This is a genomic window from Sapientia aquatica (assembly GCF_004358105.1).
Lineage (GTDB): Bacteria > Pseudomonadota > Gammaproteobacteria > Burkholderiales > Burkholderiaceae_D > Solimicrobium > Solimicrobium aquaticum.
Genome location: NZ_SMYL01000001.1, coordinates 19,205 through 34,857, shown reverse-complemented (window position 1 = coordinate 34,857; position 15,653 = coordinate 19,205). Strand labels below are relative to the sequence as shown.

12 protein-coding genes are annotated in these 15,653 nt (G+C 49.6%); 7 read left to right on the top strand and 5 right to left on the bottom strand.

The genetic code is table 11. The annotated features are described in order from the left end of the window. Positions 1-11 precede the first annotated feature (11 nt). The gene (locus E2I14_RS00155) at positions 12-1,514 is read left to right on the top strand and encodes an acetyl-CoA hydrolase/transferase family protein (protein ID WP_133324251.1); all 1,503 of its coding nucleotides are present in this window, start codon (positions 12-14) and stop codon (positions 1,512-1,514) included. Between the two features lie 55 nt (positions 1,515-1,569). Here E2I14_RS00155 and blaOXA read toward each other — a convergent pair whose 3' ends face one another. From blaOXA to aceE, 4 genes are all read right to left on the bottom strand, one after another. Beyond that, positions 1,570-2,388 (bottom strand): class D beta-lactamase, encoded by an 819-nt coding sequence (gene blaOXA, locus E2I14_RS00150; protein WP_133324249.1) that lies wholly within the window; start codon positions 2,386-2,388, stop codon positions 1,570-1,572. A 112-nt stretch (positions 2,389-2,500) separates the two neighbouring features. Next, a complete protein-coding gene (gene lpdA / locus E2I14_RS00145) occupies positions 2,501-4,285 on the bottom strand; it encodes a dihydrolipoyl dehydrogenase (RefSeq protein ID WP_133324247.1) in 1,785 nt (594 codons plus the stop codon). A 17-nt stretch (positions 4,286-4,302) separates the two neighbouring features. After that, positions 4,303-5,664: a dihydrolipoyllysine-residue acetyltransferase gene (aceF, locus tag E2I14_RS00140; protein WP_227544573.1), complete on the bottom strand. Its 1,362-nt coding sequence runs from the start codon at positions 5,662-5,664 to the stop codon at positions 4,303-4,305. 91 nt (positions 5,665-5,755) lie between these two features. Continuing rightward, complete coding sequence (gene aceE, locus E2I14_RS00135) at positions 5,756-8,476, bottom strand: pyruvate dehydrogenase (acetyl-transferring), homodimeric type (protein ID WP_133324243.1); 2,721 nt, start codon at positions 8,474-8,476, stop codon at positions 5,756-5,758. A gap of 640 nt (positions 8,477-9,116) precedes the next feature. On the opposite strand from aceE, the gene folD reads away from it, so the two are divergent. From folD to E2I14_RS00105, 6 genes are all read left to right on the top strand, one after another. Beyond that, on the top strand, positions 9,117-9,962 hold the full coding sequence (folD, locus tag E2I14_RS00130; protein WP_133324241.1) for a bifunctional methylenetetrahydrofolate dehydrogenase/methenyltetrahydrofolate cyclohydrolase FolD: 846 nt from the start codon (positions 9,117-9,119) through the stop codon (positions 9,960-9,962). 14 nt (positions 9,963-9,976) lie between these two features. Further along, entirely contained in the window at positions 9,977-12,016 is a 2,040-nt protein-coding gene (locus E2I14_RS00125; RefSeq protein ID WP_133324239.1) for a M3 family metallopeptidase, read from the top strand. Between the two features lie 143 nt (positions 12,017-12,159). Further along, positions 12,160-12,762 (top strand): glutaredoxin family protein, encoded by a 603-nt coding sequence (locus tag E2I14_RS00120; protein ID WP_165967704.1) that lies wholly within the window; start codon positions 12,160-12,162, stop codon positions 12,760-12,762. 18 nt (positions 12,763-12,780) lie between these two features. Further along, entirely contained in the window at positions 12,781-13,224 is a 444-nt protein-coding gene (locus E2I14_RS00115) for a DNA polymerase III subunit chi (RefSeq protein ID WP_133324235.1), read from the top strand. Further along, positions 13,221-13,601 (top strand): hypothetical protein, encoded by a 381-nt coding sequence (locus E2I14_RS00110; RefSeq protein ID WP_133324233.1) that lies wholly within the window; start codon positions 13,221-13,223, stop codon positions 13,599-13,601. Before E2I14_RS00115 ends, E2I14_RS00110 begins: the two co-directional genes overlap by 4 nt. Positions 13,602-13,741: 140 nt before the next feature. Then, the gene (locus E2I14_RS00105) at positions 13,742-15,010 is read left to right on the top strand and encodes a D-amino acid dehydrogenase (RefSeq protein WP_133324231.1); all 1,269 of its coding nucleotides are present in this window, start codon (positions 13,742-13,744) and stop codon (positions 15,008-15,010) included. A 9-nt stretch (positions 15,011-15,019) separates the two neighbouring features. Here the strand turns inward: E2I14_RS00105 and E2I14_RS00100 are convergent, their stop codons facing one another. After that, positions 15,020-15,529 (bottom strand): Lrp/AsnC family transcriptional regulator, encoded by a 510-nt coding sequence (locus E2I14_RS00100; protein ID WP_133324229.1) that lies wholly within the window; start codon positions 15,527-15,529, stop codon positions 15,020-15,022. Positions 15,530-15,653: the final 124 nt, after the last annotated feature.

The following is a 15,653-nucleotide window of genomic DNA, read 5'->3' as shown; positions in this document are numbered from 1 at the left end:
GGAGACAACCCATGCTCGATGCATTACAAAATCGGATACGCTTACCCGCCTTAAAAGACCGCATTACCAGCGCAGAATCGGCCGCTCAATGGATACACGACGGCATGACCGTTGGCATGAGCGGCTTCACGCGGGCGGGCGACGCCAAAGAAGTACCGCTAGCACTAGCCGAACGCGCATTGAGTCAGCAACTAAAAATCACATTAATGACTGGCGCATCCTTGGGTGACAACGTCGATAAAACGTTAACCGAAGCAGGCGTCTTAGCGCGTCGTATGCCGTTCCAATCCGATCCGGTGCTGCGTGCAGCCATTAATCGCGGTGAAGTGATGTACATCGATCAGCATCTATCAGAAACCGTCGAAATGCTGCGCACCCGCCAAATTGCACCAATCGATGTAGCGATTATTGAAGCGATTGCGATTACCGAAAGCGGCGCGATTATTCCCACTTCATCGATCGGCAATAGCGCCAGTTTTGCGATTCTGGCCGATAAAGTCATCGTTGAAATCAATATGACCCAATCGTTGGAGTTGGAGGGCTTGCACGATATTTTCATCCCCAAACATCGACCGCACCGCGAGCCGGTTCCGCTGATGTATCCAAGTGACCGCATTGGTACGACGGCAATAGAAATCCCACCAGAAAAAATTGTCGCCATCGTCATTACCGATAAACGCGACAGTTCTTCGACCATCTTGCCGCCCGATTCCGAGACCGCCGCCATTGCTGGACATTTAGTTGAGTTTTTTAAAGAAGAAGTACGCCTCGGGCGGCTCACCAACAGCTTAATGCCCATGCAAGCCGGTATCGGCACAATCGCCAACGCGGTGATGAACGGCTTTATTGATAGTCCGTTCGAGCATCTGCAAATGTATTCCGAAGTGCTGCAAGATTCGACCTTTGATTTATTCGACGCGGGCAAATTGGATTTCGCCTCGGGTTCGTCGATCACTTTATCGGCGCAAAAAGGCAAAGAAGTTTTCGGCAATATAGGCAAATACAAAGACCGCCTAATTTTGCGTCCGCAAGAAATCAGCAATCATCCCGAAGTCATTCGTCGCCTAGGCATTATCGCCATCAACACTGCGTTGGAAGCCGATATTTATGGCAACGTCAACTCCACCCACGTATTGGGCACGCATATGATGAACGGCATCGGTGGCTCGGGCGATTTTGCGCGCAATGCTTATCTATCGATTTTTGCGACCAAATCGATTGCCAAAGGCGGCAAGATTTCTAGCATCGTGCCTATGGTGTCGCACGTTGATCATAACGAACACGATGTCGATATTATCGTGACTGAAATTGGCTTAGCCGATCTGCGTGGACTTGCGCCGATCGAGCGCGCGCGGGTAATTATTAATCAGTGCGTCGCCGAACCGTATCGGCAGATGTTGCGCGACTACGTGACCGAAGCGCAACAACGCGGTGGCCACACGCCGCACATTCTAGAAAAAGCCTTTGAATGGCACACGCGCTTTAGAGAAACTGGGACGATGTTGCTTAGCTAGTTTCGAAGTAGTCTCAAACAACGGCCTCCCGAAAGCAAAACCCAGTAGGCTTTTTTTAATTTAATACGCCTAACGCTAGTAAACTGGCTTTACCGATTTCGATTCGTTTCGCTGCATCGGCTTGCTCTGGCATGTCGATGTTTAACGCGAACGCGTAATAGCGACCATTTTTTTCGACCCAACCTACCCACCAACCAATCGGCTGTTCGCGCGTGCTCCACCCAGTTTTTCCGTACAAAGTCCAGTCACTGCCTTGCTCCAAGCGGGCAATATCGCGCACACTGGCTTGTACCGCGTTAGGAAACGGCAACGTTCCTTGCGCTAGTTTGCTCAAGAAACCGGTTTGCTCCACAGCGCTAATACGCAATGAACCGTCCAACCAAAAATCATCAATCACAGTACCAATTTCGGAATTGCCGTAGCCAATTTTGCTCACGTTTTGCTGCATACGTTGCAAGCCAACTCGGCGCGCTACTTCCTGATACACCGGAACAGCCGACAACTTGATTGCCTCGCGCAAATCCATGTCTTTTTCCCACGATTTCATCCAACGTGGTTTGCCATCCCAAGGGAATATTTCATCGACACTGTTTACCGCGCCGGTCGCTAAGCCGATCAAGCTATTCGGCAGTTTAAATGTGGATGCAGGGATAAAGCGCGTTTCGGCGCGGCTGCGGTTAAAGCCGGTGTAGGTGTTTGCGCTAACGTCATAGATAACGAAAGTGCCTTGTAGATCGGCCTTTGCAAATAGTGCCGCGATCGCGGGGCTGTCCTGCCAATCAATCGCGTTGGCAGATGCAGAAACCAGTGTTGCGACAAGCGCACCAACGATACATTTAACCACCAGTTTTAAGACAGATTGAAACCCGATCATCGTGCTTACCTAGTTCAAAAAAGAAAATAGTTTAACAATAAAAAAACCGACAGAAGATGAATTCTGTCGGTTTTTAAGTTAAGCCAACGACGCTAATCAAACCAGCGCTGACTTATTTTTTACGCATCGGTGGCAAATCAGTACAAACGCCTTCAAATACTTCCGCCGCCATACCAATCGATTCACCCAAAGTTGGGTGTGGGTGGATGGTTTTACCAATATCGACCGCATCCGCGCCCATTTCAATTGCCAAAGCAATTTCACCAATCATGTCACCGGCGTGCGTACCGACGATACCGCCGCCGACGATGCGATGTGTTTCGGCATCAAACAACAATTTAGTGAAACCTTCGTCGCGCGCATTCGCCACTGCACGACCGGAGGCCGCCCAAGGGAAATGCCCTTTTTCAAGTTTAATGCCACGGGCTTTGGCTTCATCCTCGGTAATACCAACCCATGCCACTTCTGGATCGGTGTACGCCACCGACGGAATCACTTTGGCATCAAAGTAGGCTTTATGTCCGGCCGCCGCTTCCGCCGCGACATGCGCTTCGTGCACGGCTTTATGCGCCAACATGGGTTGACCAACCAAATCGCCAATTGCAAAAATATGCGGCACATTGGTGCGCATCTGTCCATCGACGTTGATAAAGCCACGATCGGTTACCGCAACGCCGGCTTTGTCGGCAGCGATTTTTTTACCGTTCGGGCTACGACCTACGGCCACCAAGACCAAATCATAGAGTTGCGGCTCTGGCGCAGCGACACCGGCTTCGGCTGATTCAAATGTGACTTTGATGCCTTCAGGTAGCGCATCGACCGCCACAGTTTTGGTTTTCAACATGATTTTGTCGAACCGTTTTTCATTGAATTTTTGCCAGACTTTGACCATGTCGCGGTCTGCACCCTGCATCAATCCATCCATCATTTCGACCACGTCAATACGAGCGCCGAGCGTGGAATACACGGTAGCCATTTCCAGACCGATAATCCCGCCGCCGATGACCAACATACGTTTTGGAATGCTGCGCAATTCTAATGCGCCAGTGGAATCGACAATTCGCGGGTCTTTAGGAACGAAGGGCAAATTCACAACCGACGAACCTGCTGCGATGATGGCTTGTTTAAACTGAACAGTTTTCTTGCTGCCATCCGCTGCCGTTACTTCGATGTGGTTCGGGCTAACAAATTGACCAACGCCTTGCACCACATTGACTTTGCGCGCTTTCGCCATGCCAGCTAAACCACCGGTCATTTTGCTGATAACTTTTTCTTTGTAACTACGTAATTCATCGACATTAATCACTGGCGCGCCAAAGGTTACACCGTGCTTGGACATAGAAGCGGCTTCATCAATCACGGCGGCCACGTGCAGCAATGCTTTGGATGGAATACAACCGACGTTTAAGCACACACCGCCCAAGGTTGAATAACGCTCAACCAACACCGTGTTCAAACCCAAATCAGCCGAACGGAAGGCTGCTGAATAACCGCCTGGACCTGCGCCCAAAACCATCATGTCGCATTCGACATCGACCTTGCCGCTGTAGTTGGATGCGACTGGCGCCGGAGTTGGCGCCGGGGTTGACGCTGCGGCTGATGCTGCAACAGGAGTTGATGGTGCGGCGGCTGGTGCTGAGGCAGACGAAGCTGCTGCGCCCGCTGCATCGAGTTCCAACAACAGCGAACCTTCAGCCACTTTATCGCCTATCTTCACATTAAGCGCTTTAATCACGCCGGCATGCGTACTTGGAATTTCCATACTGGCTTTGTCGGATTCAACAGTAATCAAGGACTGATCGACCTTAATCGTGTCACCGACTTTGACCAATAATTCAATGACTTCAACTTCTTTAAAATCGCCAATATCAGGGACTTTTACTTGGATGGTTGTCATGGGTAATGTCTCCGCAATTAAAGTAATGTTTTACGCAAATCAGCCACAACATCGGCCAAGTAAGCGGTAAATTTCGCTGCCATCGCACCGTCGATCACGCGGTGATCGTAGGACAAGGACAACGGCAACATTAAGCGCGGTTCAAACTTGGCGCCATCCCAAACTGGTTTGATCGACGATTTAGATAAGCCCAAAATCGCCACTTCGGGAGCATTAATAATTGGCGTAAATGCTGTGCCACCAATACCACCCAAGGAAGAAATCGTAAACGTTGCGCCTTGCATGTCGGCTGGCTTCAACTTGCCTTCACGGGCTTGCGCCGACAATTCGCCCATTTCAATAGCGATTTGCGATAACGATTTTTGGTCGGCATTTTTAATGACCGGGACAACCAAACCGTTAGGTGTATCGGCGGCAAAACCAATGTTGTAATACTGCTTGAGAATTAAATTTTCGCCCTTTGCATCGAGGGAAGAATTAAAGGCGCTGAATTTTTTCAATGCCGCCACACTGGCTTTGATCACAAATGCCAACATCGTTAATTTAACGCCCGACTTGGCCATCGCTGCATTGCTCGATTTGCGGAATTCTTCCAAGTCGGTGATATCCGCTTCATCGAATTGCGTTACGTGCGGGATCATGACCCAGTTGCGGTGCAAGTTAGGGCCGCTGAGCTTTTTAATGCGCGACAAAGCGACCGTTTCGGTTGCGCCAAATTTGCTGAAATCGAGCGAAGGCCAAGGCAATAAATTCATGCCTAATCCAGAACCGCTGCCATTGGTTGCTGGTGCGCTAGCCGCTACAGGATTTTGCATAACGCCTTTGACAAAGCCTTGCACGTCTTCAATCGTGATGCGTGATTTAGGACCAGTGCCAACGACGCGATTCAAATCCACGCCTAATTCGCGGGCGAATTTACGGATGGACGGAGATGCGTGTGCTTTGCTGTTTGAAACGGCTGCTTCGACTGGAGCTACTGCCGCTGAAGCTGCTACGGGTGCAGGCGCCGGTGCAGCAACTGGTGCTGCCGTCGGTGCTGGAGCTGCGGCCACTGGAGCTGGTGCAACCGTCGGAGCTGCTGGGGCTGCGGCTGGTGCTGCCGCCGCGTCACCCGCTTCCAAAATCAACACCAACGAACCTTCAGCCACTTTGTCGCCCAGTTTCACTTTCAATTCTTTGATCACGCCGGCGTGGCTGGATGGGATTTCCATACTGGCTTTGTCAGACTCAACGGTCAACAAGGATTGATCGACTTTAATCGTATCGCCGACTTTAACCATTACCTCAATTACTTCTACTTCTTTGAAGTCACCAATATCTGGGACTTTGATTTCAATTGTACTCATCGCTTTAGCTCCGTTTGCTTGCTCATTTTCGATTGAACAAGCGCGTGTGGTTTATAGAAATTAGCGTAACTTTTGCAAATAATTGAATGAGGCGGCAATCGCTTGCTGCCCCACATGACTACTTTTAAACGGATACTGGATTTGGCTTGTCAGCGTTGATCCCGTATTTACTAATCGCCTGAGAAACCACGGCAGCAGAAATAACACCTTCGTCAGCTAATGATTTCAAGGCTGCTACCACGACAAAGTAACGATTGACTTCAAAGAATTCACGCAATTTGGCGCGACTGTCCGAACGACCAAAACCGTCCGTGCCCAAGACTTTATAGCGACGGCCTTGCGGAATAAAGGCACGTACTTGCTCAGCAAATGTGCGCATGTAATCGGTGGCTACCACGATCGGGCCTTCGGTGCCTTGCAACGATTCGGTGATGTAAGCAACCTTTGGTGTTTCACTTGGGTGCAACATATTCCAACGTTCGACATCTTGACCATCACGCGCTAACAAAGTGAAGGAAGGCGCTGACCAGACATCGGCAGCAATGCCCCAATCGTCTTTGAGCAAGGCGGCAGCGGCGATTACTTCACGCAGAATCGTGCCGGAACCCATTAACTGAACGCGATGTTTAGTTTGCGCGGCTTCTTTTTGCAGCAAGTACAAGCCTTTGATAATGCCTTCTTCTTGACCTGGTTGAATACCTGGGTGGCTGTAGTTTTCATTCATCAAGGTGATGTAATAGAACACATCTTCTTGATTAGTAATCATGCGGCGCAAACCATCATGAATAATGACCGCGACTTCGTGCGCGAAGGTTGGGTCGTAAGGCACGCAGTTTGGAATTGTCGACGCTAACACATGGCTATGACCATCTTCATGCTGCAAGCCTTCGCCGTTCAAGGTGGTGCGACCAGCGGTGCCGCCGATCAAGAAACCACGTGCACGCATATCGCCCGCTGCCCATGCTAAATCGCCCACACGTTGCAGACCGAACATCGAGTAGTAGGTATAGAACGGAATCATCACGCGGTTGTTGGTCGAGTACGACGTTGCCGCCGCAATCCATGAACTCATGCCGCCCGCTTCGTTGATACCTTCTTGCAAAATCTGACCCGCTTTATCTTCGCGGTAGTACATCACCTGATCTTTATCGACTGGCTCGTATAACTGACCGACTTGGCTGAAAATACCGATTTGACGGAACAAGCCTTCCATACCAAAGGTACGCGATTCATCGACCATGATAGGCACGATACGTGGGCCTAAACTCGCGTCACGCAGCAACGCGGTCAACACACGCACATACGCTGCTGTGGTGGAGATTTCACGGCCTTCGGCTGTTGGTTCCAACATCGCTTTGAACGCGGATAATTCTGGCACGGTCAACACTTCATCGGCCTTTTGACGACGTTGTGGTAAGTAGCCGCCCAACGCTTTACGACGCGCATGCAGGTATTGCATCTCTGGCGTGTCATCGGCTGGTTTATAGAACGGAATCGATGGCAATTCGGAATCTGCAATTGGTAATTGGAAACGATCGCGCATCGCTTTGACAGCTTCGTCATCCAATTTTTTGGTGTTGTGCGCTGTGTTGCGTGCTTCACCGGATTTACCAAAACCGTAGCCTTTAATACTCTTCACCAACAATACAGTTGGCTGGCCTTTGTGTTCTTGCGCGACTTTAAACGCGGAGTAAATCTTGTGTGGATCGTGTCCACCACGAGTCAAGCGCCAGATGTCGTCATCCGACATTTTGCTGACCATCTCGAGCAATTTTGGATGCTTGCCGAAGAAATGCTCGCGCACGAAAGCGCCATCTTTGGCTTTGTAGTTCTGATATTCACCGTCCACGGTTTCCATCATCACACGTTGCAAAATGCCTTCTTTGTCTTTGGCCAGCAACTCATCCCAACCCGCGCCCCAAATGACTTTGACGACATTCCAACCGGCGCCACGGAAATCGGATTCTAACTCTTGAATGATTTTGCCGTTGCCACGCACTGGGCCGTCTAAACGTTGCAGGTTACAGTTGACCACGATGACCAAATTGTCCAATTGCTCGCGTCCGGCCATACCGATTGCGCCCATGGATTCTGGTTCGTCCATTTCACCATCGCCGCAGAAGGCCCACACTTTGCGGTTTGCGGTATCCGCGATGCCACGTGCGTCGATGTATTTCAAGAAGCGCGCTTGATAAATCGCCATCAACGGGCCTAAACCCATGGACACCGTTGGGAACTGCCAGAAATCGGGCATTAATTTTGGATGCGGGTAAGACGATAAACCTTTGCCATCGACTTCACGACGGAAATGCAGCAATTGCTCTTCGCTCAAGCGGCCTTCGAGGAAAGCGCGAGCGTAGATACCTGGGGAAGAATGACCTTGAATGTAGAGCAAATCGCCACCGTGATTTTCGGTTGGCGCATGCCAGAAGTGGTTAAAGCCGATTCCGAGCATGTTGGCCAGTGACGCAAAGCTTGATAAGTGACCGCCTAAATCGCCATCTAAACGATTAGCTTTAACCACCATCGCCATGGCGTTCCAACGCATCATGGAGCGCAGTTTTTCTTCGATGACTAAGTCGCCTGGGCAATGTTCGCCCAAATCAGCGGGAATCGTATTGACATAAGCGGTGTTGCTGGAGAACGGGATGTGCGCGCCACGGCGGCGAGCCAAATCAACCATGCGCTCCATTAAATAGTGAGCGCGCTCTGGGCCTTCGTTTTCAATCACCGATTCCAACGCATCTAACCATTCTTGCGTTTCTAATTTATCGGGATCGTTCACAGCTTGCTCTAGCAGGTTATTTAATTGCGAACTTAATTGTTTATCTAACTCGGTTGACATGCTTTGGTCTCCTTAACAGCCACTCTCAATAGGACTTCACGGACTACAACTCGATTATTGATCAATTGAATCGCGCTAGCATGACAATTTAACCGGCTAGATTGAGTAATGAAAAATAACCACTTTTTTAAGCAGCGCTAGTTTATCAGGACTTTTTTATTTTTCAAATAGCGATATTTGATTTCATAATGCGGAATTATATTGCTTGGCAATATTTAATCATTTGTATCAAGCAGATAGCCAATGTTTTAAATGAATTGAGCTTTTTTGCGTTGCAATAATTTCTAGCATTTAGCGAGAAAATTAATTTTTTAATCATAAAAATAAATTGTATCTGTCGCTCAATCGTCCCCGAAAAAGTAAAAACCAAATAAAAACAAACGATTTTTATATTTTGTTGTGGCAACAGATTGAACAGCTATTTTTTAAAAATTACTGATGACAACGATTTAGTCGAGTGAGCCAGCCCAGAAAGCACCGTCGCCGTAGCTTTCTTGTCAGCTTTCAATTAAGACACGGCAACATCGGCTTATAATTGCGCCTTTAGTTCAGCTTTTCTCACTCTTTAATATTGAACGACACGTTTTTACGAATCCCGGCTTCCTAAAAACTACGTTAATCACCATTCAAAAGGCATTCCATGACGGCGCAATTAATCGACGGCACTCAATTATCCAAACACATCCGCGCACAAGTAACCGAGCGCGCAGCAGCTTTAGCTCGCCAAGGTAAAAAGCCCGGCTTAGCGGTTATTTTGGTGGGTGACAATCCAGCATCCCAAGTGTATGTGCGCAACAAAGTTAAGGCTTGCGAAGATTGCGGCATTTATTCCGTGTTGGAAAAGCATCCTGCCGAATTAAGCGAAGCCGCCCTGCTAGCTCGCATTCACGCACTCAACAACGATTCCAAAATTAATGGCATCTTGGTGCAACTGCCACTGCCAGCGCATATTGATAGCCACAAAGTGTTAGAAGCGATCGCGCTCGAAAAAGACGTCGATGGTTTCCACGTGCAAAATGCGGGCTTGCTGATGACCGGCCAACCGCTGTTCCGCCCATGTACGCCCTATGGCGTAATGAAAATGCTGGAAGCCATCGAGTATCCGGTGCGCGGCGCGCATGCCGTCGTGGTCGGGGCGTCTAACATCGTCGGCAAGCCGCAAGCGATGTTGCTGTTGCAAGCTGGCGCTACTGTTACTATTTGCAACTCCAAAACACGCGATTTGGGCTTGCATACCCGCATGGCCGATATTTTGGTGGTCGCAACCGGCAAACGTAATATCGTCACTGCCGACATGGTCAAGCCCGGTGCGGTCGTAATCGATGTCGGTATGAATCGCGATGACGACGGCAAATTGTGCGGCGACGTCGATTTTGCTGGCGCCAAAGAAGTCGCTGGTTACATCACGCCAGTCCCAGGCGGCGTTGGCCCAATGACGATCACGATGTTATTAGTCAATACGATTGAAGCAGCAGAAAGAATGTAAAGGTTGATCCGAGTATGAACGCCAATGTAATGAATCCCTTAGTTGATTTTAGCGACTTGCCGCGCTTTGATGCCGTCAGCCCCGATGACGTAACGCCTGCCATCACCGATTTACTAGCGCAGTGCGAAGCTGTGGTGACTCAAATCGATCAGAGCAGCGCGCCAGCGACGTGGGAAAAAGTGGTAACGCCCTTGGAAGATGTAACCGAAAAGCTCAGCCGCGCTTGGGGCATCGTTAGTCATTTGCATGGCGTGCGCGATACGCCGGAGTTGCGCGCGGCTTACAATGAAAATCAACCGCTTATCACCGAATTTTTTACGGCGTTGGGACAAAACTTGGCGCTGTATAAAAAATACCAAGACCTGCATACCAGCCCCGCATTTAACGACTATTCGGTGGCGCGCAAAAAAATCATTAACAACGCACTGCGCGACTTTAAACTCTCGGGAGCGGAATTGGCCGACGAGCAAAAACAGCGTTACGCTCAAATTCAAGAAGAACTAGCCGCTTTATCGACCAAGTATTCCGAGCATGTGCTGGATGCGACTAACCACTATTCGCTTCATATAGAAACCGTCGATCAATTAGCTGGACTGCCTGACGACGCCTTGGCAGCCGCACGCAATAAAGCGCAACAAGCCGGCAAATCTGGCTTTTTATTCGGCTTGCAATTCCCGTCTTTTTATCCGCTTTTGCAGTATGCCGATGACCGCCAATTACGCGCCACGATTTACCGCGCCAATTGCACCAAAGCCTCGGAGTTGGGTGAGAATTTGGAATGGGACAATACCGCGATCATCGATAAAATTTTAGCCCTGCGCGCAGAAGAAGCGCACTTGTTGGGTTATGCCAATTACGCTGAAGTGTCATTAGTACCAAAAATGGCGCAAAGCCCTGAACAAGTCGCCCAGTTCTTGCTCGACCTAGCCCAACGCGCCCGTCCTTACGCAGAAAAAGATTTGGCCGAGTTGCGCCACTTCGCCAAAGAATCGCTTGCCATAGACGAACTGCAAGCGCATGACATCGCCTATGCCTCAGAAAAATTACGCGAGCAGCGCTACGCTTTTTCTGAGCAAGAAGTAAAACAATACTTTCCTGAACCGCAAGTGGTACAAGGTTTATTCAGCATCACTAAAACTCTGTACGGCGTTGACATTAAAGCCGACAAGGCTAGCACCTGGAATCCCGACGTTACGTTCTTCCGCATCGAGAAAAATGGGCAGTTGATCGGTCAGTTCTATCTAGATTTATACGCCCGCGAAGGCAAACAAGGTGGCGCGTGGATGGACGATGCGCGCGGACGTCGCAAAACGGTGGGCGGCATCCAAACTCCAGTGGCCTATTTGACCTGCAACTTCACACCTCCCGCCAACGGCAAACCGTCTTACTTTACCCACGACGAAGTAATCACCCTGTTCCATGAATTTGGCCACGGCTTACACCACATGCTCACGCAAGTCGATGAATTGGGCGTATCGGGGATTTCTGGCGTGGAATGGGATGCGGTCGAATTACCGTCCCAGTTCATGGAAAACTTTTGCTGGGAATGGGATGTATTGCAGCAATTGACCGCGCATTCAGACACTGGCGCGCCATTACCGCGCAGCTTGTACGACAAAATGCTGGCGGCTAAAAACTTCCAATCGGGGATGCAAACCCTGCGGCAGGTCGAGTTATCGTTGTTTGATTTGCGCCTGCATGACGGGTATTTGCAGCAGCATCAGTTATCGGTGCAAGATTTATTGAATCAGATTCGGTCGCAGATTTCGGTATTCAAAACTCCCGAATTTAACCGCTTCCAACACGCATTCAGCCATATTTTTGCTGGTGGCTATGCGGCAGGGTATTTCAGTTATAAGTGGGCCGAAGTACTTTCCGCCGATGCCTACGCCGCGTTTGAAGAAGCTAGCGATAATTCGGCCATTGGCATAAAATTCCAGCAAGAAATATTGGCGGTTGGCGGATCTCGACCAGCGCTGGAATCGTTTATCGCGTTCCGTGGTCGCGCGCCGGAGATCGATGCGCTGCTGCGTCACAACGGGATGGCGGCTTAGGGAACATGGCGTAGATCGGGGCTAGATCACGGTCTAAGGCGATCATTGCGGCAGTCAACGTCGCAATGTATCCCAACGGCCGAGCACCAACTCAAGAGTTAAGAAACAAATTGAATCCAACTTTTTACCCAATGAAAGCGACAATGATGGCATCTCGATTACTACTTGCTTTAGTGTTCTTGACCGTGAGCTTGTCCGCCCAAGCCCAGTTGTACAAATGGGTTGCGCCCGATGGCACCGTAACTTACAGCGACACGCCGCCACCAAAAACAGCAACCAAAGTCGAAACCAAATCATTTAACGCTGGCGGCGACAACTCCAATGCCGCCTTACCGTTTGAATTGGCGCGCGCCGTTAAGGCGATGCCAGTAACTCTGTACACCGGTGCCGATTGCGCTCCATGCAATGACGGCAGAGCTTTTTTGAAGCAAAGCGGCATCCCTTTTTATGAAAAGACAGTCTCGACCTTTGAAGACGCCCAAAAATTAAAAAAGATTAGTCCTGGCAACAATTTACCGATTTTACTCATCGGCTCCAACACAACACTCAAAGGCTTTGTCGCTGGCGATTGGCGCAGCAATTTATCGCAAGCTGGCTATCCAGAGACCAATTTATTGCCAGCGGATTATCGCTATCCTGCACCGCAACCAGCAGCGCCGCCGCCACCGAAGCCTGCCAAGAGCAACGAGGCCGCGCCGCCCCAACCCGAAAAGCCAGCTCGCGATCCGAACGGCTTCCAGTTCTGACGACTCACTTAGCAATCTATGACCCGCATCGACTTTCACAGCAACGTTAGCAATCAACTCGACTATGCTTGCCGCCTAGTACGCAAAGCATTAGCCGCGCAATGCAAGGTGGTGGTGCGCCATGAGGATCAAGATCAATTACATGAATTTGACCAAATGCTTTGGTCGTTTTCGCCCAGCGATTTTTTGCCGCATGTTGACAGCCAAATAGGCGATCAAACATTGCTTCAGCAAACTCCGGTTCTACTGAGTTTGCCTCACGGTGCCGATGCACCCGCGCAAGCATTTCCGCACCAACAGATTTTGCTCAATTTAAGCACCCAAGTGCCCGACGACTTCACCCAGTTTGAACGCTTAATTGAAATCGTTGCGCAGGATACCGCGACTACCCAAGCAGGCCGCACACGCTATCGCTTTTATCAGCAGCAAGGCTATCAACTTACTCATATCACCGCCAAATGAATTCACCCAATCCACTCGATAGCAGCATCCCGATCCTGACCGAAGTGATCGCCGTTAATGATCCCGATGAACGGACTTACCCAAGCACCGTTGAATTGGCAACTTCCGCGACACCAGCGACTAATTTAATGGATCAGCAATCGTGGGAAGAATTAGAAAAAACGCTGCGCGAAAGCGTCTTACGCCAATTGCTAACGCGGGTTGATTTTGTATTAGAACATCGTGTCCGTGATAGCTTGGCCGACGTATTGCAAACGGCAGTCGATGGCTTGGCGCAGGAAATCCGTGGTGGCTTGAGTAAATCATTGGAAGAAATTATCCAGCGCACTATCAGCCAAGAAATCTCCAAATTACAATCATCCAACTTTAAAAGTTAATTTGATTTTGCACCGATCTTTAGCGCTATTTTTCAGCCCGAATACTATTTTTCGGACGTCTCTCAAAACTGAGCAATGAATTTATTTCAAACCACCTGCATCGACCCCTTAGCTAGCTCAAGCCAGTCGCAGGAACAGCCATGAAAGTCATCGTCTTAGGTGCTGGAATTATCGGCACAGCGTCCGCGTGGTTTCTGCAAAAAGATGGGCACGATGTGACGGTGATTGATAGGCAAAAAGGCGTCGCATTAGAAACCAGCTTCGCCAACGGCTGCCAGATTTCTGTCTCGCATGCCGAGCCGTGGGCCAATCCATCGGCCCCCTTAAAAATCCTGCGTTGGTTAGGCAAAGAAGATGCGCCACTGCTGTATCGGTTTAGCTCCGACTGGTTGCAATGGTCGTGGACACTGCGCTTTTTGCGCGAATGTACGGCCCACCGGACCGTTGAAAATATCAAGCATATCGTCGCCTTGGCCGATTACAGCCGTCTGACATTGCAGCAAGTGCGGGCTGAAACCGGTATCGACTACGATTGCTTAACCAAAGGGATTTTGCATTTCTATACCGACCAAAAAGAATTTGATGCATCCTTGGGCGCGGCAAAAATCATGCGCGATTTGGGCTGTCCGCGCGAACATGTCAGTGCAAATCAAGTAGCGCAAATTGAACCGGCATTAGCGCACCTTAGTCACAAAATCGTCGGTGGCGATTTTACCGCCAGCGACGAATCGGGCGACATTTACAAATTTACTACTGGCTTGGCGCAAAGGGCCGAGAACGCTGGCGTCACCTTCCAATTCAATACCCAAATAACGCGCTTAATCACCGAAGGTACAGGTAGTTCGCGCAAAGTGATTGCGGTTGATGTAATTGAAGCAAACGGACAAAGCCAGCGACTGAACGCGGACGCATTTGTGATTGCCTTAGGCAGTTTTTCAACACAGCTAGCGCAACCGCTAGGATTGAATCTAATGGTCTATCCTGGCAAAGGTTACTCCGCCACCTATCCCATCATTAACCCCGATGCAGCACAGACGGTCTCACTAATTGACGATGGTTTTAAATTGGTGACTTCGCGCTTGGGCGCTAGGCTGCGCGTTGCGGGAACCTGTGAATTCAACGGCTATTCCACAGAGCTCAACGACATACGCTGCGCCGCGCTGACTCGCCGTACCCAAGAATTATTTCCCGATGCGTGCGATTACCAACAACCGCTTTATTGGAGTGGCTTGCGCCCGCTCACGCCCTCCAATGTTCCCTACATTGGCAAAACCAATATCACCAATTTATTTTTAAATACCGGACACGGTACCCTAGGCTGGACGATGGGCTGCGGCTCGGGACGAGCGCTGGCTGACATTATCTCGGATCGGGAACCAGAGATTGAATTCCCGTTTCATCGCTACTGACGATAGTAACTATTTAGGCTTACGAACCGCGACTTCGGCGGGCTTCTCGTCGAAGCCAATACGCGCAGAAAACTTGGCGCACTTCATCGGGAAGCGCGAATGAAAGTGTTTCACATTACCCGAACCCGAAATCACCTTACGCACAAATTGATAATACGCATCCATGTCAATGACGTGCACCACCACAAAATAATCGTACTCACCTGAGACAAAATAACACTGCATGACTTGCTCTTCCTTGGCCATGCGCTGCTCAAACTCAAACATCGATTCTTCGCTTTGATTCGATAGTGACACTTCCAAAAACGCCAACATGCCGTAGCCCAACGAAAATGGATCGACCATCGAGACATCCGCACTGATGATTCCCGCTTGGCGCATATCGCGAATTCGGCGCAGACAAGTCGGTTGCGAGATGTGCACTTTCTCAGCCAAAACGCGCGTGGCGATCTGGTTGTCCTTTTGTAATATGTTGAGAATTTTGCGATCTACTTTATCGAGTACGTGTTGTTTAGACATAGTGAACAAATCGATTTATTTTTAAAGGTAAATTTAGTTCTTTTCAGGATTATCGTTTTGATATACCTTCTTAGTCTTCAGATTTCTGCCATAATTTTTACTCATTGACCCAGTTTATCTTCGG